Below are 21,512 nucleotides of genomic sequence, written 5' to 3'. Positions count from 1 at the left end.
CGGGCCGCTCCAGACGAGAGTGGCCCGTCATGCTCGATCCGGCCGTGCCTGCGGCTAGGGTACGTGTGCCGAGTCGGCGCCGTCGCGAGCGGGTTTTCGCGCCGTATCTGGCAAGGCGGAGGTGCGAAGACGGGACGGAGTCCCGGCGGGTCGCCGACAACGCAGTCAGATCGGATGCGAAGACCCGCGGAGCAGGCGTCACCGACTTGGCACACGTGGCCTAGGGTGTGTCTCGCAAGTCGGCGCCGTTGCGAGCGGGTCGCAACATGACAGTGGAAGGGGACCCGCGTGGCTCGGATCCTGGTCGCGGACGACGACGTCGACATCCGCGAGCTCGTCGAGTTCAAGCTCTCGACCCTCGGGCACGACGTGGTGGCCGTCGCAGACGGTGCCGCGGCGATCGAGGCCTGTCAGGCCGAGCGGCCCGACCTCGCCGTGCTCGACGTGATGATGCCCGGTGTGTCCGGACTGGACGCCATCCGCGCGATCCGGGCCGACCCGGCGCTGGCCGACCTGCCCGTCATCCTGCTCACTGCGCGCGCGCAGGAGTCCGACGTCGAGACCGGCTTCGACTCGGGTGCCGACGACTACATCACCAAGCCGTTCAGCCCGCGCGAGCTCGCCTCGCGGGTCCAGGCGCTGCTCACGCGCTCGACCACCTGACGCGGACGCCGGAGCACGGGGTCCCGCAAGGTACCCGCAAGGTCGTCGCAAGGGCGGCCGTTAGCTGCCTCCGACGCTCGACGCGGAGGTAGCCTGCTCCTCGGGGAGGGGTGCTTGGCGCGCCCCAGATGAGCACTGGGGGGTGTTCGGGAGCATGTCCGGTCGTCCGGTGGCGCGCGTGGTGTCGTCCGTGTTGGCACGGATCGGCCTGCTCGTCGCGCTCTCGACCGCGGTCGCCGTGATCGGCGTCGTCGTCTCCGCGGTCGCCGTCGGCGACCTCACCGACGACTTCGCGCCGGCCGCCGCCGCCAACCAGGCCGTCTACCAGGACCTGACGGACATGTCGGCGGCCGCCGAGTCGTGGTCGAGCACGGGCCTGCCCGCCGCCGCCGACGACTACCGGCAGGCCACCCTCCGCCTCGGCGCGCACGAGCAGGAGGTCCGCTCCTTCGCGGCGGGCGACAAGTCGCTCGAGACCGCGGTCGAGCGCCAGGAGGGCGTTGCCGAGCTCTGGATCGACGGGTACGCCGAGCCACGGCTGGCCGCCGAGGGCGGCGCCGGCGTGACACCGCGGGAGGCTCGCGCGGGCAACGCGGCCTTCGACGCGATCCGCTCCGCGCACCAGACCACGACCGAAGCGTTCGACGGGCGCGTGCGGTCGGCGAGCGACGGGGTCGCGCTGCGGCTGCGGGGCACGGTCCTCGCCGTCGTGCTGCTCGCCGCGATCGCCGCCGTCGTCCTGACCCGCTCGCGCCGGCGCCTGCTGGGCGAGCTGTCCACGCCGTTCCTCGCCCTCGAGAAGGTCGTGCAGCGGATGGCCCGGGGTGACCACGACATCCGCGCCGCGGCGACCGGGCCCAAGGAGGTCCAGGCCGTCGCCCAGGCCCTCAACGACCTCGCGGACGCGCAGACGCGGGCGCGCGCGGTCGAGATCTGGATCCAGCGCGAGCTGCGCACGCTCGACACCGCGAAGGACGACTTCGTCGCGAACGTCTCCCACGAGCTGCGGACCCCGCTCACGACGATCAGCGGCTACCTCGAGCTGGTCGCCGAGGAGTTCGAGGGCCAGATGGAGCCGCGGCACGAGCGGATGCTCGACGCGACCCGCCGCAACGTCGCGCGCCTGAAGATGCTGATCGACGACCTGCTCACCCTCCAGCGGGCCGAGGGCAGCAACCAGCAGATGGAGCCGGTCGACCTCGCGGCCCTGGTGCGCGACGTGGTGATGGACGTGAAGATCACCGCCGCCCGCCGCAGCATCCGGATCGGGGTGAAGACGCCCCAGGTCGACGTCTCGGTGCTGGCCGACCGGGCGATGCTGCACCGCGCGTTCCTCAACGTGGTGAGCAACGCCGTGAAGTTCAGCCACGACGACGGCATCGTCGACGTCGCGATCACGACGGGTCGCGGCCAGGTCGAGGTCGCGGTGACCGATCGCGGCATCGGCATCCCCGCCGGCGAGATCGAGCGGCTCGGCACCCGCTTCTTCCGGGCGTCGAACGCGGTCACCAACGAGATCGCCGGCACCGGGCTCGGCGTCCGGATCATGCAGACCATCGTCGACCGGCACGCCGGCGCGGTCGTGATCGACTCCGAGGAGGGCGTCGGCACCACGGTGACCGTCCGCCTGCCCGTGCAGGCCGCGCCTCCGCAGCTGAGCGTCGTGACGCCTCCCGCGGTGCTCTCCGTGGTCAGCGACCAGCCGGCCCACGAGCCCGCTCCGTAACGCTCCCGCCACCCCTCCCGGCACGCTCCCGGCACGCTCGCTGAGCGGGAATGTTGTCGATTACCCAAGCGTTCTGACCCGTGACACAATCATCTGTCGGCTCCGGTTCACGCCTCCTCGCAGGGAGCGAGGCGACCCGGCGGCTATCGAGAGGACACACCGTGAAGAAGGACATCCACCCGGATTACACCGAGACCCAGGTGACCTGCACCTGTGGCGCTCAGTTCACCACCCGCAGCACCGCGACCTCCGGCACGATCCACGCCGACGTCTGCTCGCAGTGCCACCCGTTCTACACCGGCAAGCAGAAGATCCTCGACACCGGCGGCCGCGTCGCCCGCTTCGAGGCTCGCTACGCCAAGAAGGCTGCTGACGCCAAGAAGTAGCTGTCTCCGAGCGCCGGTCCCCGCCACGTGCGGGGACCGGCGTTCGTCATTTGTCCGTCCCACCGTCCACGCCAGGAGAGCCGATGTTCGAAGCCGTCGAAGGCATGCTCGCCGAGCACGAGGAGCTCGAGACGCGGCTCGCCGCGCCCGAGACGCACGCCGACGCCCGGCTCGCGAAGCAGCTCAACCAGCGCTACGCCGCGCTGTCCTCGATCATCGCGGCCTGGCGGGAGTGGCAGACCCTCGGTGACGACCTCGGCGCCGCCCGTGAGCTCGCGTCGGAGGACGCAGCGTTCGCCGACGAGGTCGAGGCGCTGGTGCCCCGCCTGCACGCCGCCGAGGAACGGCTGCGCCGGCTGCTGGTGCCACGCGACGAGGCCGACGACAAGGACGCCCTCCTCGAGGTGAAGTCCGGCGAGGGTGGGGAGGAGTCGGCGCTGTTCGCCGGCGACCTGCTCCGCATGTACACGCGGTACGCCGAGGCGCACGGCTGGAAGGTCGAGGTCCTCGACGCCGCCGAGTCCGACCTCGGCGGCTACAAGTCCGTCACCGTCGCCGTCAAGGCGAAGGGCGCGTCGGAGCCCGGCACCGCGCCGTACGCCCTGCTGAAGTTCGAGGGCGGCGTGCACCGGGTGCAGCGGGTGCCCGTGACCGAGTCCCAGGGGCGGGTGCACACCAGTGCGGCCGGGGTGCTGGTGTTCCCGGAGGCCGAGCAGATCGACGTGCAGATCGACGAGAACGACCTGCGCATCGACGTCTACCGCAGCAGCGGTCCCGGCGGGCAGAGCGTCAACACCACCGACTCCGCCGTCCGGATCACGCACGTCCCGACCGGGATCGTGGCGAGCTGCCAGAACGAGAAGAGCCAGCTCCAGAACCGCGAGCAGGCGATGCGCATCCTGCGCGCCCGGATCCTCGCAGCGGCCCAGGAGAAGGCCGACGCCGAGGCCGGCGAGGCCCGCCGCAGCCAGGTCCGGACCGTCGACCGCTCCGAGCGGATCCGCACCTACAACTTCCCGGAGAACCGGATCTCCGACCACCGCACCGGCTACAAGGCCTACAACCTCGACCAGGTGCTCGACGGCGACCTCCAGCCGGTCCTCGACTCGTGCATCGAGGCCGACCTCGCCGCCCGCCTCGAGGCGCTCGAGCAGTGACCAGGCCGCGCGACCTGCTCGCTGGCGCCGCTGCCCGGCTCCGCGACGCCGGGGTCGCCAGCCCCGAGCACGACGCGGCCGAGCTGCTGGCCCACGTCCTCGGCACGACCCGGTCGCGGCTGCCGCTGCTGGACGACGTCCCCACCGAGGCACTGGGGGCGTACGACGTCCTGGTCACCCGCCGCGCGGCCAGGGAGCCGCTCCAGCACCTGACCGGCACGGCGTACTTCCGCCACGTCGAGCTCGCCGTCGGCCCGGGCGTCTTCGTGCCGCGCCCCGAGACCGAGCTGCTGGCCGGCTGGGCGATCGAGCAGGCGCTCCCGCTGGACCGACCGGTGCTCGTCGACCTGTGCACCGGATCAGGCGCCGTCGCGAAGGCGCTCGCCGACGAGGTGCCGGGCGCGACCGTCCACGCCGTCGAGCTCGACGAGGGTGCCCACCGGTGGGCCGAGCGCAACCTGGCCGGCACCGGCGTCGACCTCCGCCAGGGCGACATGGCGACGGCCTTCGACGACCTGACCGGCACCGTGGACGTGCTGACCTGCAACCCGCCGTACATCCCGCTCGAGGCGTGGGAGTCGGTGGCGGCCGAGGCGCGTGACCACGACCCGCACCTCGCGCTCTTCTCGGGCGCCGACGGCCTGGACGCGATCCGGGTACTGGCTCAGCGGGCGGCGGTGCTGCTGCGGCCCGGGGGAGTGGTGGGCTTCGAGCACGCCGACGTGCAGGGCGAGTCGGCACCGACCGTCTTCGCGGCGACCGGCCGGTGGACCGACGTCCGCGACCACGCCGACCTGGCAGGTCGAGCACGCTTCACCACCGCGCGACTGGCACGATGAGCCTGTGACGAGCGAGCGCTACCCGACCGGGACCGACGAGGAGCGCGAGGCTGCCGTCGAGGCGGCCGCGATCGCGGTGCAGCAGGGCGAGCTCGTCGTGCTGCCCACCGACACCGTGTACGGCCTCGGCGCGGACGCCTTCGACCCCGCCGCGGTCCAGGGCCTGCTCGACGCCAAGGGCCGCGGTCGCGACATGCCGCCACCGGTGCTGGTCAGCTCGGCGACGACGCTCGACGCCCTGGCCGTCCGGGTCCCCGGCTACGCCCGGGCGCTGGTCGAGGAGTTCTGGCCGGGCCCCCTGACGCTGGTCTGCCACCAGCAGAGCTCGCTCCAGTGGGACCTCGGCGACAACCGTGGCACGGTCGCGGTGCGGATGCCGGACCACCCGGTCGCCCTCGAGATCCTCGAGCGCACCGGTCCGCTGGCCGTCAGCTCCGCCAACAAGACCGGCATGCCGGCCGCCACCGACGCCGACCAGGCGATCGAGATGCTGGGCGAGGACGTCGACGTCGTGGTCGACGCCGGTCCGTCCCCGGGCGGCGAGGCCTCGACGATCATCGACGTGACCGGCCCGCAGGGCCGGGTCCTCCGCCAGGGCGCCCTCAGCCTGGAGGCCCTGAACGCCGTCCTCGAGCCGCTCGGCGCCACGCTGACCACCGAGGACTGAGCCCTTGCGGGAGTACCTCCTCGTCTTCCTCGTCGCCGCGGCGACGACGTACCTGCTGACCGTCGTCGCCCGCGAGATCGCGCTGCGCACCGGCGCGGTCGCGAAGGTCCGCGACCGGGACGTGCACGCCGTCCCGATCCCGTACCTCGGCGGCCTGGCGATGCTCGGTGGCCTGGTCGCGGCGTACGCCGTGGCGCGCGAGCTCCCGTTCCTCTCCCGCAGCGGCCCGTTCGTCTTCCGCGACGCGGGAGTGGTGCTGATCGCGGGCGCCCTGATCTGCGCCGTCGGCGTCCTCGACGACCTCTTCGAGCTCGACGCGCTCACCAAGCTCGGCGGTCAGGTGCTGGCGGCCGGATTCCTGATCGCCTTCGGGATCCAGTACATCTTCTTCCCCGGTCCCGGGGGTGTGCAGATCACGATCGACTCGGCGCAGGGGGCACTGCTCACCGGCTTCGTGGTGGTGGCGACCGTCAACGCGGTCAACTTCGTCGACGGCCTGGACGGGCTCGCGGCCGGCATCGTCGGCATCGGCGCGCTCGCGTTCTTCGTCTACAGCTACCAGCTCTCGAACATCAACGACCTCACGCTCGCGACCACCGGCGCCCTGCTCAGCGCGTCCCTCGCCGGTGCGTGCGCCGGCTTCCTGCCGCACAACTTCCACCAGGCGCGGCTCTTCATGGGCGACAGCGGCTCGATGCTGATCGGTCTGGTGCTGTCGGCGAGCGCCGTCACGCTCACCGGGCAGTTCTCCGCCGACCAGCTCGGCGACACCGGGGGCGGGACCAGCCTGGTGCCGACACTGCTCCCGCTGCTGCTGCCGGTCCTGGTCCTGGTCGTGCCCCTCGCCGACCTGGTCCTCGCGGTCGTACGCCGTACCCGCGCCGGGCGCTCGCCGTTCGCCCCGGACAAGCAGCACCTGCACCACCGGCTCCTCGAGATCGGCCACTCGCACCGCCGGGCGGTGCTGATCATGTACCTCTGGGCCGCCCTGGTGGCCTTCGGGACCGTGCTGATGAGCCTCTACAGCGACCGGCCCTGGACCTGGGTCGCGGTGGGCTCGATGGCCGCCGTGACGATTGCCCTGACCTTCCTGCTGCCCAAGCTGCACCACCCCCCCGAGATCGGCCCGCTGGCGGAGGAAGGGACCGGGGACGGGACCGGCGAGGACGGTGGGGGCACCCCCGGTCACCCGTTCCCCGAAGGCGCCTGAGAGACTGCTCCTCGTGCCCGGGAGAAGGGCGGTTTCGACCGCCCGGATCGCTTGTGCTAGTTTTCACAAGCACCCCCCAGCACCGCCCGCACCAGCCACGAGAGAACGGCCGCCGACGATGACGACCGCGACGATCCGGACCCCGGTGATCACCCCCGGGTTCGGCCTGTCTGGCTGTGGTAGTTTCGCGCAGTCCGGCGGTGCCGAGGAATGGGACTTGGGTGGATGGTCGATGAGCGTTCCGACGCCGGCCCCGACGCCGGACTCCGCGGCCGCGACCTCATCGGCCTCGGTGGTCTCCTCGCCGGCTGTGTCGTCGTCGGCCTGGTCGTCGGCCTCCTCGTCGACGACGCCGCGGACAGCGCCCCGGTCGGTGTCCTGGTCGGCATCGGCCTCGGGATCCTCGCCGGCTGCGTCGCGTTCGTCGCGCGGGTGCGTGCTGCCCTCCGGGGGTGAGCACCGGTGAGCCTGACGGAGATGAGCAGCTCGATGAGTGACGTCCAGCCCCCGACCCAGGCATCGATCTGGCGGGTCCTGAAGGATCAGCGCAAGATCGAGCTGGTCGCCCTCGGCCTGATGGTCGCCGGCTTCTGGCTCGCCGGCGCGGCGGGCGAGTGGCGCCTGGCCGTCTGCATCGCGGCCGGCATCTTCCTGGGCCTCGTCAACCACCTCGCGACCGAGTACTGGCTGCTCCGGACGATCTCGTCCGGCGCGCAGCCGACCCGCAACCAGATGGTCGTCTCGACGGTCATCCGCCTGACCGTGCTCACGGTGGTCGCGGTCGGCGTCGCTGTGCTCTTCTGGCCTGACGGCATCGGGCTGCTGCTCGGCCTGGCCATCTTCCGGCTCATCGCTCTCGTGATGACCACGATCCCGCTGCTGAAGGAGCTGAAGAACCCATGACCGGCCTCTTGCCGATGGCTGACATCGAGATCGGCCACCACGTCCAGCGCGAGTTCCTCGGCATGACGTTCAACATCGACACGATCATCTCCACCATCGTGGCCGGCGTCCTGGTCCTGCTCCTGGGCTGGTGGGGCACCCGTGCCCTCACCAAGGACACGAGCGACCACGTGCCGTCGAAGCCGCAGATCCTGTGGGAGCTCGTCGTCGGCGAGGTCAACAAGCAGGTCAACGACAACCTGGGCCGCGTGCACCCCTACGTCGCCCCGCTGGCGATCTCGCTCTTCTTCTTCATCCTGTTCTGCAACTGGCTCGAGCTGCTGCCGACGGAGCTGACCATCAACGGTCACGACGTGCACCTGCTGCCGGCGCCGACGGCGGACACCAACCTGACCTACGCGCTCGCCGCCGTGACGATGGTGAGCGTCTGGACCTACGGCATCCGTCAGAAGGGCGTGAAGGGCTACTTCAAGCACTTCATCGAGCCGTTCCCGGTGCTCGCGCCGCTGAACGTCCTGGAGGAGCTGATCAAGCCGATCACGCTCGCGCTGCGACTCTTCGGCAACATCTTCGCCGGTGGCATCATGCTGGCGCTGATCGGGCTGATCCCGCTCTACGCGATGTGGGCGCCCAACATCCTGTGGAAGGCGTTCGACATGATCATCGGCGTCATCCAGGCCTTCATCTTCGCGCTCCTCACGGTCCTCTACTTCGCGATGGCCGGTGCCGGCCACGAGGAGCACGAGACGCACGAGGAGTACGAGGACGAGCAGCGCAGGAAGAAGGCTGCCGACGCAGCCGCGGCCGACGAGGCCGCTCCCGTTCCAGCGCACTGACCATCCCGGTCGGGCGTGACCAGAGTTTAAGAAAGAGGCACCGGACCCCCGGTGCGTAACCAAGGAGAGACATGGCAGACGCAACGACAACCGCCGACGCAGTCAAGCTGGCCGGCGCCTTCGTCGGCGGTGGCATCGCCCTTGCCGGTGGCGCCATCGGTGCTGGTATCGGTGACGGCCTCGCGGGTTCGTCCTACATCGAGGGTGTGGCTCGCCAGCCCGAGGCGCAGGGTCGCCTGCAGACGATCTTCTTCCTGACGGTCGGCCTGGTCGAGGCGATGTTCTTCATCAACCTCGCCTTCATGGCGCTGTTCGTCTTCGTCCTCGGCGCGTGAGGAAGGGCTCCGAGCCCCACCTCACCTGTCAGAAGCAAAGGAACTAATCGATGGCAAGCCTTGCGGTCACCCCCATGGCGGACAACTTCCTCGTGCCCAACGGCACGTTCTTCGTCGAGCTCCTCGCTTTCGCGCTGCTGCTGTTCCTCCTGGCGAAGTACGTCATCCCGCCGATCAACCGCGCGATGACCGCTCGCCAGGACGCGATCCGCGAGCAGTTCGCCGAGCTGGACGAGGCGAAGTCCGAGGCCAGCGCGGCCGAGGAGGAGTTCAAGGCCCAGATCACCGACGCGCGCCACGAAGCGGCGCGCATCCGCGAGGAGGCCCGCGAGCAGGGCGCCGCGATCATCGCGGAGATGCGGGAGCAGGCCCAGGCCGAGGCGGCCCGGATCGTCGAGCACGCCCACACGCAGATCGAGGCCGACCGCAAGTCCGCGGCCGCGTCCCTGCGCGGTGAGGTCGGCACGCTCGCCACGACCCTGGCCGGCCGCATCGTCGGGGAGTCGCTCGACGACGAGGCTCGCCAGAGCCGCGTGGTCGACCGCTTCCTCTCGGAGCTGGAAGGCGCCAGCTGATGGATCTGCGTGGAGCATCGGCCGACTCCCTCCGGGAGCTCGCCGCTGAGCTGGGCGAGGCGCTGCGCCCCGGGGAGCACGCCGAGCGCGTGTCCCGGGAGCTCTACAACGTCTCGTCGCTGCTCCGGTCCGAGCCGGCGCTGCGCCGGTTCGCGACCGACGCTTCGCTGCCGGCCGACGCCAAGAAGGGTCTGGTCCAGCAGGTCTTCGCGGGCAAGCTCGACGACGCCACCCTCGCGCTGGTCACCAGCGCGGCGGGACGGCGCTGGACGTCGGCGCGCGACCTCGCGAACGCGGTCGAGCGCCTCAGCGAGATCGCCGCGGTGACGTCGGTCGGCACGGACGCCAGCACGCTGGTCGACGAGCTGTTCGCGCTCGGTCAGATGCTGGTGGCCAACCCCGACCTGCGCGACGGCCTGGCCAACCCGGCCCGGTCGACCGAGGACAAGGCCGCGCTGCTCGACTCGCTGCTCGGCGGCAAGGTGCTCCCGGCGACGCTGGCCCTGGCCACGCAGGCGCTCAGGGGCACCTACGGGACCTTGACCGGTGCGCTCGCGACGTACCGCCAGGTCGCGGCCGAGGCCAGCGGCGAGGCCGTGGCCACGGTGCGGGTCGTGAAGTCGCTGAGCGACGCGGACCGGGAGCGGCTGGCCGCGGCCCTGTCGCAGCAGTACGGCAAGCAGGTCCACCTCAACGAGATCGTCGAACCCGGCGTGCTCGGTGGGATGCGGGTCGAGATCGGTGACGACGTCATCGACGGGACCGTCTCCAGCCGGCTCGACGACGCCCGGCGCAAGCTGGTCGGCTGACGGCCCGGCCGTCTCGACCACCGCCCAATTCCGAAGACTTCAGTAGAGAACCAAGAGAGTAGGGACGAAGATGACGGAGCTTTCGATCCGTCCGGAGGAGATCCGCGACGCGCTGCAGAAGTACGTCGCCGACTACCAGCCCGAGGCTGCGAGCAAGGAAGAGGTCGGCACGGTCGCGACCGCCGGCGACGGCATTGCTCGGGTGACCGGTCTGCCCTCGGCGATGGCCAACGAGCTGCTGGAGTTCGAGGACGGCACGCTGGGCATCGCCCTGAACCTCGACACGCGCGAGATCGGCGTCGTCATCCTCGGTGACTTCGACAAGATCGAGGAGGGCCAGACGGTCCGCCGTACCGGCGAGATCCTCTCGGTCCCCGTCGGCGACAACTTCATGGGTCGCGTCGTGGACCCGCTCGGCAACCCGATCGACGGCCTCGGCGACATCGAGTCCGACACCCGCCGGGCCCTCGAGCTCCAGGCGCCGACCGTGATGCAGCGCAAGTCGGTGCACGAGCCGCTCGCCACCGGCATCAAGGCCATCGACTCGATGACCCCGATCGGCCGCGGCCAGCGCCAGCTCATCATCGGTGACCGCGCGACCGGCAAGACGACGATCGCGATCGACACGATCATCAACCAGAAGCAGAACTGGGAGTCGGGCGACCCGACCAAGCAGGTCCGCTGCATCTACGTCGCCATCGGCCAGAAGGGCTCGACCATCGCCTCCGTGCGTGGCGCCCTCGAGGAGGCCGGCGCCCTGGAGTACACCACCATCGTCGCCTCGCCGGCCTCGGACAGCGCGGGCTTCAAGTACCTCGCGCCGTACACCGGCTCGGCCATCGGCCAGCAGTGGATGTACGACGGCAAGCACGTCCTCATCGTCTTCGACGACCTGAGCAAGCAGGCCGAGGCCTACCGCGCCGTGTCGCTGCTGCTGCGTCGCCCGCCGGGCCGCGAGGCCTACCCGGGTGACGTCTTCTACCTGCACAGCCGGCTGCTCGAGCGGTGCGCGAAGCTCTCCGACGAGCTGGGCGCGGGCTCGATGACCGGCCTGCCGATCATCGAGACCAAGGCCAACGACGTCTCGGCGTTCATCCCGACCAACGTCATCTCGATCACCGACGGCCAGATCTTCCTGCAGTCGGACCTGTTCGCCTCCAACCAGCGTCCCGCCATCGACGTCGGCATCTCGGTGTCGCGCGTCGGCGGCGCGGCGATGACCAAGGCGATGAAGGCCGTCACCGGCTCGCTCAAGGTCGACCTGGCGCAGTTCCGCGCCATGGAGGCCTTCGCGATGTTCGCGTCCGACCTCGACGCCGCGTCGCGCCAGCAGCTGGACCGCGGTCAGCGCCTGATGGCGCTGCTGCGCCAGCCGGCGTACTCGCCGTACCCGCTCGAGGAGATGACCGTCTCGCTGTGGATCGGCACCACCGGTCGCCTCGACCGCGTGCCGGCCGACGACGTGCTGCGCTTCGAGCGCGAGTTCATCGACTACCTGCGCCGCTCGCACGACGGCATCCTCTCCGCCATCCGGGAGACCCAGAAGTTCGAGGACGACACCGCGTCGGACCTCGAGGGTGCCTACGACTCCTTCCTGGACCAGTTCGAGACCTCGGACGGGGGCTCGATCAAGGTCGGCAACGAGCCGAAGGCCGAGGCCCTGGAGGACGAGGACGTCGAGCAGGAGCAGATCGTCAAGCAGAAGCGGGGCTGACCCATGGCTCTATCGGTGCGCGAGTACCGGGCGCGGATCAAGTCGACGGAGTCGATGAAGAAGATCACCCGCGCCATGGAGCTCATCGCCGCGTCCCGGATCATCAAGGCGCAGCAGCGGGCGCAGTCGGCAGCGCCGTACGCCCGCGAGCTGACCAGGGCGGTCTCGGCCGTGGCGACGTACTCCAACGTCGACCACCCGCTGACCCGTGAGCCCGAGGAGTCCAAGCGGGCTGCCGTGCTCATCGTCACCAGCGACCGTGGCCTCGCCGGCGCCTACTCCTCGAGCGTGCTCAAGGAGGCGGAGCGGCTCGCCGAGAAGCTCCGGGGCGAGGGCAAGGAGATCGACACCTACATCGCCGGTCGCAAGGGCGAGGCGTACTACAAGTTCCGTGGTCGCCCCGTGAAGAAGTCGTGGAACGGGTTCTCCGACCAGCCGAGCTTCGAGGTCGCGCACGAGATCGGGCAGACCCTGATCGACGCCTTCCTCGACGAGGACGGCGGTGTCGACGAGGTGCATGTCGTCTTCACCCGGTTCAAGTCGATGCTCGTCCAGGAGCCGACCGACATCCGGCTGCTGCCGCTCGAGGTCGTCGAGGGCGAGGAGAAGCCGTCGAACGGCGAGGTGCTGCCGCTCTACGAGTTCGAGCCCTCGCCGGAGGCGGTGCTCGACGGGCTGCTGCCGCAGTACGTCCAGAGCCGCATCTTCTTCGCGCTGCTGCAGGCCGCCGCGTCCGAGCTCGCCGCCCGTCAGAAGGCGATGAAGTCGGCCACGGACAACGCGGACGAGCTCATCAAGAAGTACACACGGATCGCCAACCAGGCCCGCCAGGCCGGTATTACCCAGGAAATCAGCGAGATCGTCGGTGGCGTCAACGCGCTGGCCGACGCCAACGCCGGGAGTGAGTGAGAGACATGACTGCCACTGTTGAAGAGACCACGGAGACCGGCTCGGCTGGCGTCGGCCGCATCGCCCGGGTCATCGGCCCGGTCGTCGACATCGAGTTCCCCGTGGACTCGATGCCCGAGATGTACAACAAGCTCGAGACCCAGCTGGAGCTCGGTGGCGAGACCACCACGCTCTCGCTCGAGGTCGCGCAGCACATCGGCGACGGCATGGTCCGCGCCATCTCGCTGCGCCCGACCGACGGCCTGGTCCGCGGTGCCCAGGTGACCGACACCGGCGGCCCGATCACGGTCCCCGTCGGCGACGGCACCCTCGGCAAGGTGTTCAACACCCTCGGCGAGTGCCTGAACCTCGAGGAGGGCGAGACGCTCGACGTCAAGGAGCGGTGGGGCATCCACCGCAAGGCGCCGGCCTTCGACCAGCTCGAGTCCAAGACCCAGATGTTCGAGACCGGCATCAAGGTCATCGACCTGCTCGCGCCGTACGTCCTCGGCGGCAAGATCGGCCTGTTCGGTGGTGCCGGCGTCGGCAAGACCGTGCTCATCCAGGAGATGATCGCGCGTGTCGCGAAGGACCACGGTGGTGTGTCGGTGTTCGCCGGTGTCGGCGAGCGCACCCGTGAGGGCAACGACCTGATCGTCGAGATGGAGGAGGCCGGCGTCATCGGCCAGACCGCCCTCGTGTTCGGTCAGATGGACGAGCCGCCGGGCACCCGCCTGCGGGTCGCCCTGTCCGCGCTGACGATGGCGGAGTACTTCCGCGACGTGCAGGGCCAGGACGTGCTGCTCTTCATCGACAACATCTTCCGGTTCACGCAGGCCGGTTCCGAGGTGTCGACCCTGCTGGGCCGGATGCCGTCCGCGGTGGGCTACCAGCCCAACCTCGCCGACGAGATGGGCACGCTCCAGGAGCGGATCACCTCGACGCGTGGTCACTCGATCACCTCGATGCAGGCGATCTACGTGCCGGCCGACGACTACACCGACCCGGCCCCGGCTGCGACGTTCGCGCACCTCGACGCGACGACCGAGCTGTCCCGTGACATCGCGTCCCAGGGCATCTACCCGGCCGTGGACCCGCTGACCTCGACGTCGCGGATCCTGGACGCCCAGTACATCGGGCAGGCTCACTACGACTGCGCGATCCGCGTCAAGCAGATCCTGCAGCGCAACAAGGAGCTCCAGGACATCATCGCGATCCTCGGTGTCGACGAGCTGTCCGAAGAGGACAAGATCATCGTGTCCCGCGCCCGCCGGATCCAGCGCTTCCTGTCGCAGAACACCTACGTCGCCAAGCAGTTCACCGGCATCGAGGGCTCGACGGTCTCCATCGGCGAGACCATCGAGGCGTTCAACAAGATCGCTGACGGCGAGTACGACCACGTGGCCGAGCAGGCCTTCTTCATGTGCGGCGGTCTGGACGACGTCGAGAAGAAGTGGTCCGAGATCCAGAAGAACATCTGATGGCAGACGACCAGCTGCAGGTCGAGCTCGTCGCGGCCGACCGGACCGTGTGGTCCGGTCAGGCCACGATGGTGGTCGCCAAGACCGCAGAGGGCGACATCGGCGTGCTGCGCAACCACATGCCGGTGCTCTCCCTGCTGGTCGACGGCGTCGTCGAGATCGAGCCCGTCGACGGCGAGCGGATGTTCGCTGCGGTCGACGGCGGGTTCCTCTCGGTCGCCAACAACCGGGTCTCGATCCTCAGCCAGTTCGCTGCGCTGGCCCACGAGATCGACGTCGCCGCCGCGCGGGCCGAGCTCGAGTCAGCGCAGTCCGAGGGCGAGGACGGCGAGGAGCGGGCCCGGCGCGCCGAGGTCCGGATCCTGGCGGCCGAGAAGGCTTCCTGACCCGCGTTCGATCCGTTGTGGGGTGCCGCTAGGGTGAGCACCCCACGGTGACGGAGCGAGCAGGAGGTCATGGATGCCGGTGTGGCAGTGGCTTCTTGACGCCGCTGGTGTGCTGCTCGTCCTCGTCCTGTTCTACGGCCTCGGACTGATCGTCCGTCGCCGCCTGCTCTCCCGCCACGGCGGAACCTTCGAGCTCAGCTACCGCGTCCGGCAGGAACATGCCGGGCGCGGTTGGCTTCTCGGGCTCGGTCGCTACTCGGGCGAGTCGCTCGAGTGGTTCCGCTACTTCTCGCTGTGGCCGGGCCCCAAGCGGGTGCTGCAGCGTGCCGAGGTCACCTTCGTCGGCAGTCGGGCCCCCGAGGGTGCCGAGCAGATGTCGCTCTACCCCGAGCACGTCGTGCTGTCCTGCACGACGCCGAGCGGCCCGATCGAGCTGGCCATGTCGCCGGCCTCCCTGATGGGCTTCCAGTCCTGGCTCGAGTCCGGCCCGCCCGGCACCGACTGGACCCGCGGCCCGCGCACGTAGATCGCATCGTTGGTCGAGCTCGTCCTCTGAGCTGAAGTAGGGCGGTGACCGTCGTGGTCACCGCCCTACTTGTCTCACCGGGTTTCGACGCGCGGTCGCGGCCTCGCAGGCTCGGCCACGCGCTTGCTCAACCTGCGCGACCCCACGCGCCGTACTCGCTACGCTCGCACGCCGCTGGTCGCTTGCCCGTCCTCGAAGAGCCGCGGCACCGGGTGGTTGGCCGCGAAGACGCCGTGCGGGTCGACCGCGCTGCGGATGCCGGTCAGCTGGGTCCACACGTCCGCGCCGTACGCCGCCCGGGTGTCGACCGGGTTCTCGGCGAAGTTGAGGTACTCGCGGCCGTTCGCGAACGGCGCGAGCGCCTCGGTGAAGCGGACGGCGTCGGCGTGCGCCTGGGCGCCCATCTCCGGGGTGATCGCCATGCCGCCGGCGAAGGTGACGAACTGGGCGTCGAGGTGCGACAGCACGCCGCCGCCCTGGTGCGGGCGGCCGAGCGCGCCGCCGAGCTGGCGCAGCTCGGCCATCAGCAGCGACGTCTGCGCGTCCGGGCCGGCCTCGGCCAGGAACGCGTCGACCGCGGCGTCCGGGAAGGACGCGAGCATCGCGGAGTCCGAGGCGAACGGGGCGCCGCCCTCCGGGTCCATGTGCAGACGGACCAGCGACTTCGCGGGCACCCGGGAGAAGGTGTCGAGGAACGGGTCCAGAGCACGCAGGCCGGCGAGCAGCTCGCAGCCGCGCTCGTCGGAGCCGAGGACGGCGCCGTCGATGACGGCCAGCTGCTGGCCGCGCAGGAAGTCCGGAAGGTCGGGCAGCTCGGGCAGCCGCATGGCGCGGAACGACGTGGTGACCTCGTCCGGTGCGCCCGGCGCCCAGGCGGCCCACTCGCGCAGCACCGGCTCGATGGCGGCGAGCGGCCACATCATCATGCCGGCGTACGCCGTCGCGATGTCGAACATCTTGAACTCGAGGGCGGTCACGACGCCGAAGCTGCCGCCACCGCCGCGCACGGCCCAGAAGAGCTCGGCGTTGGTGTGGGCGTCGGCGCGCACCAGCTCGCCGTCGGCGAGGACGATCTCGACGGCGGTGATGCTGTTGGTGGCGAGGCCGTGCTTGCGGGCGTACCACCCGATGCCGCCGCCGAGGCTGTAGCCGGCGATCCCGACATCGGGGGAGGAGCCGTGCAGGACGGCCCGCCCGTGGGCGGCGGCCGCGTCGACGGCCGGCTCCCAGATCGCGCCGCCCTCGACGCGGACGATCCCGCGGACCGGGTCGGCGATCGCGGTGTTCATCTCGGACGTGCGGACGATGACGACGTCGTCGAGGCCCTGCGCGGCGAGCGGGCCGGCGTTGTGACCGGTGCTCTGCGGAGCGACCCGGAGGCCCGCCTCGGCGGCGACCCGGACGACCGTGGCGACCTCGGCCGCGGAGCGCGGCACGGCGACGGCGGCGGGGCGCTGGTCGATGGCGACGTTCCAGGGGAGGCGGGCGGCGTCGTACCCGGCGTCGCCGGGCAGGTGGACACGGCCGCCGATGAGGCCGCGGAGGGCGTGGGCGGCGGGCAGTGCGGTGGGGGTGGAGGTGGTGCTGCGCTGGTCGGCGTTGGCGTCGATGGTCATGGTGGTGGTGACTCCTGTGTGGGTTCTTCGGTCGGTGGGATGACCATGCCGCCGCCCACTTGGAGTCGACTTTGAGCCGACTGGGAGCGCCACCCGCCCGCCTCGCTCTACGCTTCCGCCGTGGAGGTGTCGGTGCTGGGCCTGTCGGTCCTGGGCCCGGTCGAGGTCTCGCTCGCCGGCGCGCCGGTCGACCTCGGCACCCCCAAGCAGCGGGCGCTGGTCGCCGCGCTGGCACTGTCGCGGGGGTGGCCGGTCTCGGTCGATGGCATCGTCGACCTGCTGTGGGAGGACCACGCGCCGCCCGGCGTGACCGCGACCCTCCAGGCCTACGTCTCCCAGCTCCGGCGGGTGATGGAGCCCGATCGCGTACGGCGGGCGCCGGCGACCGTGCTGGTCACGGTGGCGCCCGGATACGCGCTGCGGGTGCCCGACGAGGCCGTGGACGCCTACCGCTTCGAGCAGGCCGTCGCCCGCGTCCACCGCACCCTGCAACCGCACCCGCCGTGGGGCGGCTCGCCGCTCCCGGCACCCGAGCTGCGGGACCTGGCCGCGGCGCTCGTCGAGGCGCTGGCGCTGTGGCGCGGTGCGCCGTACAGCGAGCTGGGCGACGCCGATGCTGCCGTCGCCGAGCGTGCCCGCCTGGACGAGCTGCGACTGGTGGCGCTCGAGGACCGGGCCGTCGTCGAGCTCGCGCTCGGGCGGCACGCGACCATCTCCGCCGAGCTGGAGTCGCTGACCGCCGCCCACCCGCTGCGCGAGCGCTTGTGGGCCCTGTGGGCGGTCGCCCTCACCCGCAGCGGGCGGCAGGCCGACGCCCTCGAGGTCCTGGCCCGGGTGCGCGCCATCCTCGACGAGGAGCTCGGCCTGGAGCCGTCCGCCGAGCTGCGCGAGCTGCAGACCGCGGTGCTCCGGCAGGACCGAGCACTCGAGTGGGTCGCGCCCGCGGACGATGCGCCGACGCCGACGCCGACGCCGACGCTCGCTCCGGAGCCGCCTCGCCCGCCCCAGGAGGCCGTCGCCGAGCAGGTCGCGCCCTGGCCGATGGTCGGTCGCGACGACGACCTGGCCGCGCTGGTCGCCCTCGTGGAGCGGGCGAGCTCCGGCGTCCCGTCGTACGCCGTGCTCACGGGTGAGCCGGGCATCGGCAAGTCCCGGCTCGCGGCGGAGCTGGTCGCCGAGGCCCGGCGCCGAGGGGTACGGGCGCTGGTCGGTCGGTGCTCGCAGGACGACGGCGCGCCGCCCCTCTGGCCGTGGCGGGCGGTGCTCGAGGGCATCGGCATGAGCGTGCTCGCCGAGGACGGCGGCGAGCCGGCCGACGACGGTGCCCAGTTCCGGGCCTGGGAGCGGATCGTCGGCGGGATCCGTGCAGCGGCGCAGGACGAGCCGCTGCTGGTGGTGCTCGACGACCTGCACTGGGCCGACACCTCGACGCTGCGGGTGCTGCGCCTGCTCGCGGAGTCCGTCGACACCGCGCGGCTGCTGGTGATCGGCACCTGGCGCCTCCACCCGGAGCCGACCGGGGCGCTCGCCGACGTCGCCGAGGGCCTGGCCCGGATGCACGCGCTCCGGGTCGAGCTCGTGGGCCTGCCCGCGTCGGAGGCCGCCGAGGTCTTCGCCTCGGTGACGCACCGGGAGCTGAGCGGCGGTCAGGCCGACGAGCTGCACACCCGCACCGACGGCAACCCGTTCTTCCTCGTCGAGATCGCCCGGCTGGCGGGGGAGCGGACCGGCCGCGGTGATCCGGACGGGGGCGGCCCCGACGACGGCGTGCCGACGGCGGTCGCCGACGTCCTCAACCGGCGACTGCTCCGGCTGCCGGAGCAGACCGTGAGCACCCTGCGCTCCGCGGCGGTGCTGGGCCGCGACTTCGACATCCCGACACTCGGTGCCGTCACCGGCATCGACGAGGACGACCTGATCGACGTGGTCGAGCCGGCACAGGCCGCCGGCCTGGTGCGCGAGGACGGCATCGACCACTACTACTTCGCGCACGCGCTGGTCCGCGACACCCTTCAGGCGGGTCTGAGCGTCAGCCGGCAGGCCCGCGCCCACGCCCGGGCCGCCGAGGCGCTGGACGGTGTGCCCGGCCGCGAGAGCGAGGCGGCCCGGCACTGGCGTGGCGCGGGGCCGTCGTACGCCGACCGCGCCTGGCGCGCCGCCGTCGTGGCCGCGGGCGAGGCCCGTCGCTACTACGCCTACGACCAGGCCGCCGAGCTGCTGCGCAGCGCCCTCGTCTCGCTCGACGGTGACCCGACGGCAGGCCACGCCGAGCGGTACGCCGTGCTGATGGCGTTGATCGAGGAGTACCGCTGGGCCGCCCGGCTGCCCGAGCTCGTCGGCGCGGTCGAGGAGGCGATCGCGGTCGGCAAGCTGATGCGCGACCCCGAGGCGGTCGCGCGGGCGGCGATCTCGACCACCCAGGACGTGCTCTGGCGCTCCGGCCCGCCCGGCAGCGCCAACGACACGGTGGTCGGCGCCCTGCGCGGCAGCCTGGACCGGCTGCCCGCGGAGGACAGCGAGCTGCGCTGCCGCTCCATGCTCGCCCTCGCGAACGAGATCCAGGACACCGCGTCGTACGCCGAGCGGCAGGCGCTGTGCGACGAGGGCCTCGCCATGGCCCGCCGCCTGCACGACCCGTCCCTGCTGCTGGACGCCTGCCAGACGGTCTTCGTGGCGCTGTGGCTGCCGCAGACGGCGACCCAGCGCCTCGAGCTCGTCACGGAGTCCCTCGACCTGGCGCGGAGCACGGGCCGGGAGCGCAGCTTCGTCGTCTCGGCCTGCCTGCGTGCCGCGGTGCTCAGCGAGCTGGGCCGCCCGGCGGAGATGTTCGCCGCCGTCGACCTGGCGCGCGCGGAGACCCAGCGGCTCCGGATCGCGTTCGGCGAGACCGTCCTCGACGGCATCCTCGTGCCGTGGCACGCCATGGCGGGGGAGTTCGACGAGTGCGACCGGCTCGTCGAGCACACCCGCCAGATCGCCGGCCAGATCTCGCACAACAACGCCGACGAGTCCGTGCTGAGCTCGCTGCTGGCGATGCGGCTGTGGCAGGGACGCTCAATCGAGATGGTCCCCGTGCTCGAGCAGTTCGAGCAGACGCCGTTCCCGTTCGCGGCGAGCCTCGCGGTCTACCTGTGGCGAGCGGGCGAGCACGACCGGGCCCGCTCCTACCACGCCGAGCACGGCGCACCCCTCGACCGCGTCAACGACATCTCGGTGCTCTCGTGGTGCCACGGCGCCGAGCTGGCGCTCTACCTCGGCGAGCGCGACCTGGCCGCCGGCGCCTACGACCTGCTCGCGCCGTACGCCGGCACCAGCTGCTGCGCGGGCTCGGACCTCGCGCTGGGGCCGATCGACGCCTACCTGGCGCTCGCGGCGGCCGCCGTGGGGGAGCGCGACCTGGCCGCGACCCACGCGGACAAGGCGCTCGCGCTGGCCGAGGAGTGGCGGATCCCGCTGTTCGCCGCCTGGCTGCGCGAGGTGCGCACGACGTACGAGTTCTGACCCCGGCCTGTCCACGATCTGGACCGGTAAAGACGGGGTTTTGGAGATGGCCGCCCGATCCGGAATTCTGGTGCCGTGCCGTCCCTCATCCACACCCGCAACGCCGTCGCCCTGAGCTTCGCGCTCAACGGGTTCTGCTTCGCCACGATGGTCTCGCGGTTGCCCGACATCCGCAGCGGGCTGGACCTGGACAACGGCTCGCTCGGCCTGCTGCTGCTCGCGATCTCGATCGGCTCGGTCATCGCGCTGCCGCTCACGGGCCGCCTGATCGACCGGATCGGCGCGACGGCCGTGACCCGGCTCGGCGGGGTGCTGGTCGCCGTCGGGCTGCTGGTCGCGATGACCGGCGTCGTCACCGACGTGGTGGCGCTGACCGTCGTCGGCTTCTTCGTCGACGGCATCGGCATCGCGGTCTGGGACGTCTCGATGAACGTCGAGGCAGCAGAGGTGGAGCGCCGGTTCGCGCGCACGATGATGCCGCGCTTCCACGCTGGCTGGAGCATCGGCTCCTTCACCGGCGCGGCGATCGGCATCCCGATGGCCGCCCTGCACGCACCGCTGCTGCTGCACGTGCCGGTCTTCGCGGCGGCCGCCGCGCTCGCCACCTGGTGGGCCGCCGGTGCCTACCTGCCGCCGGTCGTCACCCACGAGGACCGGCAGGCCGTGGAGTGCTCCCCGTGGCGCGAGCCGCGGACCCTCGCGATCGGCGTCATGGTGCTGGCCTTCGCGCTCTCCGAGGGCGCCGCCAACGACTGGCTCTCGCTCGCGCTCATCGACGGGTACGACGTCCGGCACTGGGTCGGCGTCGCGGGCTTCACGCTCTTCGTGTCCTCGATGTTCGTGGGCCGGCTTGTCGGCCCGGTCTTCCTCGACCGCTACGGCCGCGCGCCGGTCCTGTGGGGCTCCGCAGCGGCCGCGTTCGTCGGCATCGTGCTGGTCGTCTTCGGCGACAGCGTGGTGCTGGTCGGCGCAGGCATCGTCGTCTGGGGCCTGGGCGCCTCGCTCGGCTTCCCGGTCGGGATGAGCGCGGCCGCCGACGACCCGCTGCGCGCCGCTCGGCGGGTCAGCGTGGTCTCGACGATCGGCTACACGGCGTTCCTCGCCGGGCCGCCGCTGCTCGGCCTGCTCGCCGACCACATCGGCACGCTGGAGACGCTGCTCGTCATCGCCGGCCTGATGGTCCCGGCGGCCCTCACGGTCTTCGCGGCCCGCCCGGTCCGGCCCGAGGTCGAGCAGGTCGCCAGCTAGGGCGCATCGCTCAAGCCCGCGCAGCGGGCGCTCCGACTTGAGAGAC

The 21,512-nt window shown here is 71.5% G+C and carries 21 protein-coding genes; 20 read left to right on the top strand and 1 reads right to left on the bottom strand.

What is annotated here, in order from left to right:
• Positions 1 to 288 precede the first annotated feature (288 nt).
• The 18 genes from ASC77_RS08405 (at position 289) to ASC77_RS08320 (ending at position 15,101) form a co-directional block, all read left to right on the top strand.
• Complete coding sequence (locus ASC77_RS08405; RefSeq protein ID WP_056151012.1) at positions 289 to 663, top strand: response regulator transcription factor; 375 nt, start codon at positions 289 to 291, stop codon at positions 661 to 663.
• A 190-nt stretch (positions 664 to 853) separates the two neighbouring features.
• Positions 854 to 2,389 (top strand): sensor histidine kinase, encoded by a 1,536-nt coding sequence (locus tag ASC77_RS08400; RefSeq protein WP_156391001.1) that lies wholly within the window; start codon positions 854 to 856, stop codon positions 2,387 to 2,389.
• A 161-nt stretch (positions 2,390 to 2,550) separates the two neighbouring features.
• Complete coding sequence (gene rpmE, locus ASC77_RS08395) at positions 2,551 to 2,775, top strand: 50S ribosomal protein L31 (protein ID WP_056151008.1); 225 nt, start codon at positions 2,551 to 2,553, stop codon at positions 2,773 to 2,775.
• Positions 2,776 to 2,858: 83 nt separating this feature from the next.
• Complete coding sequence (gene prfA, locus ASC77_RS08390) at positions 2,859 to 3,932, top strand: peptide chain release factor 1 (protein ID WP_056151006.1); 1,074 nt, start codon at positions 2,859 to 2,861, stop codon at positions 3,930 to 3,932.
• Positions 3,929 to 4,771 carry a peptide chain release factor N(5)-glutamine methyltransferase gene (gene prmC / locus ASC77_RS08385; protein ID WP_082574588.1) on the top strand — a complete coding sequence of 281 codons (843 nt, stop codon included), beginning with the start codon at positions 3,929 to 3,931 and terminating at the stop codon, positions 4,769 to 4,771. Before prfA ends, prmC begins: the two co-directional genes overlap by 4 nt.
• A gap of 4 nt (positions 4,772 to 4,775) precedes the next feature.
• Entirely contained in the window at positions 4,776 to 5,438 is a 663-nt protein-coding gene (locus tag ASC77_RS08380; RefSeq protein WP_056151004.1) for an L-threonylcarbamoyladenylate synthase, read from the top strand.
• Between the two features lie 4 nt (positions 5,439 to 5,442).
• Entirely contained in the window at positions 5,443 to 6,648 is a 1,206-nt protein-coding gene (locus ASC77_RS08375; RefSeq protein WP_082574587.1) for a glycosyltransferase family 4 protein, read from the top strand.
• 225 nt (positions 6,649 to 6,873) lie between these two features.
• Complete coding sequence (locus ASC77_RS08370) at positions 6,874 to 7,104, top strand: AtpZ/AtpI family protein (RefSeq protein ID WP_056151001.1); 231 nt, start codon at positions 6,874 to 6,876, stop codon at positions 7,102 to 7,104.
• A 21-nt stretch (positions 7,105 to 7,125) separates the two neighbouring features.
• A complete protein-coding gene (locus ASC77_RS08365; RefSeq protein ID WP_156391000.1) occupies positions 7,126 to 7,551 on the top strand; it encodes an ATP synthase subunit I in 426 nt (141 codons plus the stop codon).
• Positions 7,548 to 8,387 (top strand): F0F1 ATP synthase subunit A, encoded by an 840-nt coding sequence (atpB, locus tag ASC77_RS08360; protein ID WP_056150998.1) that lies wholly within the window; start codon positions 7,548 to 7,550, stop codon positions 8,385 to 8,387. Before ASC77_RS08365 ends, atpB begins: the two co-directional genes overlap by 4 nt.
• 71 nt (positions 8,388 to 8,458) lie before the next feature.
• On the top strand, positions 8,459 to 8,722 hold the full coding sequence (locus ASC77_RS08355; protein ID WP_056150997.1) for a F0F1 ATP synthase subunit C: 264 nt from the start codon (positions 8,459 to 8,461) through the stop codon (positions 8,720 to 8,722).
• Positions 8,723 to 8,772: 50 nt separating this feature from the next.
• Positions 8,773 to 9,297, top strand: a complete 525-nt coding sequence (locus ASC77_RS08350; RefSeq protein WP_056150995.1) for a F0F1 ATP synthase subunit B — start codon at positions 8,773 to 8,775, stop codon at positions 9,295 to 9,297.
• Positions 9,297 to 10,106, top strand: coding sequence for a F0F1 ATP synthase subunit delta (locus ASC77_RS08345; RefSeq protein ID WP_056150992.1), 810 nt, complete (start codon positions 9,297 to 9,299; stop codon positions 10,104 to 10,106). The genes ASC77_RS08350 and ASC77_RS08345 overlap by 1 nt, the downstream gene beginning before the upstream one ends.
• 70 nt (positions 10,107 to 10,176) lie before the next feature.
• The gene (gene atpA / locus ASC77_RS08340; protein WP_056150990.1) at positions 10,177 to 11,820 is read left to right on the top strand and encodes a F0F1 ATP synthase subunit alpha; all 1,644 of its coding nucleotides are present in this window, start codon (positions 10,177 to 10,179) and stop codon (positions 11,818 to 11,820) included.
• A 3-nt stretch (positions 11,821 to 11,823) separates the two neighbouring features.
• Positions 11,824 to 12,729: a F0F1 ATP synthase subunit gamma gene (locus tag ASC77_RS08335; protein WP_056150988.1), complete on the top strand. Its 906-nt coding sequence runs from the start codon at positions 11,824 to 11,826 to the stop codon at positions 12,727 to 12,729.
• A 5-nt stretch (positions 12,730 to 12,734) separates the two neighbouring features.
• A complete protein-coding gene (gene atpD, locus ASC77_RS08330) occupies positions 12,735 to 14,189 on the top strand; it encodes a F0F1 ATP synthase subunit beta (protein ID WP_056150986.1) in 1,455 nt (484 codons plus the stop codon).
• Positions 14,189 to 14,575, top strand: coding sequence for a F0F1 ATP synthase subunit epsilon (locus ASC77_RS08325; RefSeq protein ID WP_056150984.1), 387 nt, complete (start codon positions 14,189 to 14,191; stop codon positions 14,573 to 14,575). Before atpD ends, ASC77_RS08325 begins: the two co-directional genes overlap by 1 nt.
• A 73-nt stretch (positions 14,576 to 14,648) precedes the next feature.
• Entirely contained in the window at positions 14,649 to 15,101 is a 453-nt protein-coding gene (locus ASC77_RS08320) for a DUF2550 domain-containing protein (protein ID WP_056150981.1), read from the top strand.
• A gap of 158 nt (positions 15,102 to 15,259) precedes the next feature.
• Here ASC77_RS08320 and ASC77_RS08315 read toward each other — a convergent pair whose 3' ends face one another.
• The gene (locus ASC77_RS08315) at positions 15,260 to 16,717 is read right to left on the bottom strand and encodes an FAD-binding oxidoreductase (RefSeq protein WP_056150979.1); all 1,458 of its coding nucleotides are present in this window, start codon (positions 16,715 to 16,717) and stop codon (positions 15,260 to 15,262) included.
• A gap of 120 nt (positions 16,718 to 16,837) precedes the next feature.
• Here ASC77_RS08315 and ASC77_RS08310 point away from each other — a divergent pair, with 120 nt between their 5' ends.
• Entirely contained in the window at positions 16,838 to 20,218 is a 3,381-nt protein-coding gene (locus ASC77_RS08310; RefSeq protein ID WP_056150978.1) for a BTAD domain-containing putative transcriptional regulator, read from the top strand.
• A gap of 75 nt (positions 20,219 to 20,293) precedes the next feature.
• Positions 20,294 to 21,466, top strand: coding sequence for an MFS transporter (locus ASC77_RS08305; protein ID WP_082574586.1), 1,173 nt, complete (start codon positions 20,294 to 20,296; stop codon positions 21,464 to 21,466).
• Positions 21,467 to 21,512 lie beyond the last annotated feature (46 nt).

Source organism: Nocardioides sp. Root1257 (assembly GCF_001425175.1).
GTDB lineage: Bacteria > Actinomycetota > Actinomycetes > Propionibacteriales > Nocardioidaceae > Nocardioides.
Note: the sequence above shows the minus strand (reverse complement) of the source record. Positions and strands in the feature narration are given on the sequence as shown.

Excerpts from the sequence above, each read along its gene's own strand:
- prfA (WP_056151006.1), top strand. The coding sequence starts at position 2,859 with ATGTTCGAAGCCGTCGAAGGCATGCTCGCCGAGCACGAGGAGCTCGAG.
- ASC77_RS08370 (WP_056151001.1), top strand. The coding sequence starts at position 6,874 with ATGGTCGATGAGCGTTCCGACGCCGGCCCCGACGCCGGACTCCGCGGC.
- ASC77_RS08365 (WP_156391000.1), top strand. The coding sequence starts at position 7,126 with ATGAGCAGCTCGATGAGTGACGTCCAGCCCCCGACCCAGGCATCGATC.
- atpB (WP_056150998.1), top strand. The coding sequence starts at position 7,548 with ATGACCGGCCTCTTGCCGATGGCTGACATCGAGATCGGCCACCACGTC.
- ASC77_RS08355 (WP_056150997.1), top strand. The coding sequence starts at position 8,459 with ATGGCAGACGCAACGACAACCGCCGACGCAGTCAAGCTGGCCGGCGCC.
- ASC77_RS08350 (WP_056150995.1), top strand. The coding sequence starts at position 8,773 with ATGGCAAGCCTTGCGGTCACCCCCATGGCGGACAACTTCCTCGTGCCC.
- ASC77_RS08345 (WP_056150992.1), top strand. The coding sequence starts at position 9,297 with ATGGATCTGCGTGGAGCATCGGCCGACTCCCTCCGGGAGCTCGCCGCT.
- atpA (WP_056150990.1), top strand. The coding sequence starts at position 10,177 with ATGACGGAGCTTTCGATCCGTCCGGAGGAGATCCGCGACGCGCTGCAG.
- ASC77_RS08335 (WP_056150988.1), top strand. The coding sequence starts at position 11,824 with ATGGCTCTATCGGTGCGCGAGTACCGGGCGCGGATCAAGTCGACGGAG.
- atpD (WP_056150986.1), top strand. The coding sequence starts at position 12,735 with ATGACTGCCACTGTTGAAGAGACCACGGAGACCGGCTCGGCTGGCGTC.
- ASC77_RS08325 (WP_056150984.1), top strand. The coding sequence starts at position 14,189 with ATGGCAGACGACCAGCTGCAGGTCGAGCTCGTCGCGGCCGACCGGACC.
- ASC77_RS08320 (WP_056150981.1), top strand. The coding sequence starts at position 14,649 with ATGCCGGTGTGGCAGTGGCTTCTTGACGCCGCTGGTGTGCTGCTCGTC.
- ASC77_RS08315 (WP_056150979.1), bottom strand. The coding sequence starts at position 16,717 with ATGACCATCGACGCCAACGCCGACCAGCGCAGCACCACCTCCACCCCC.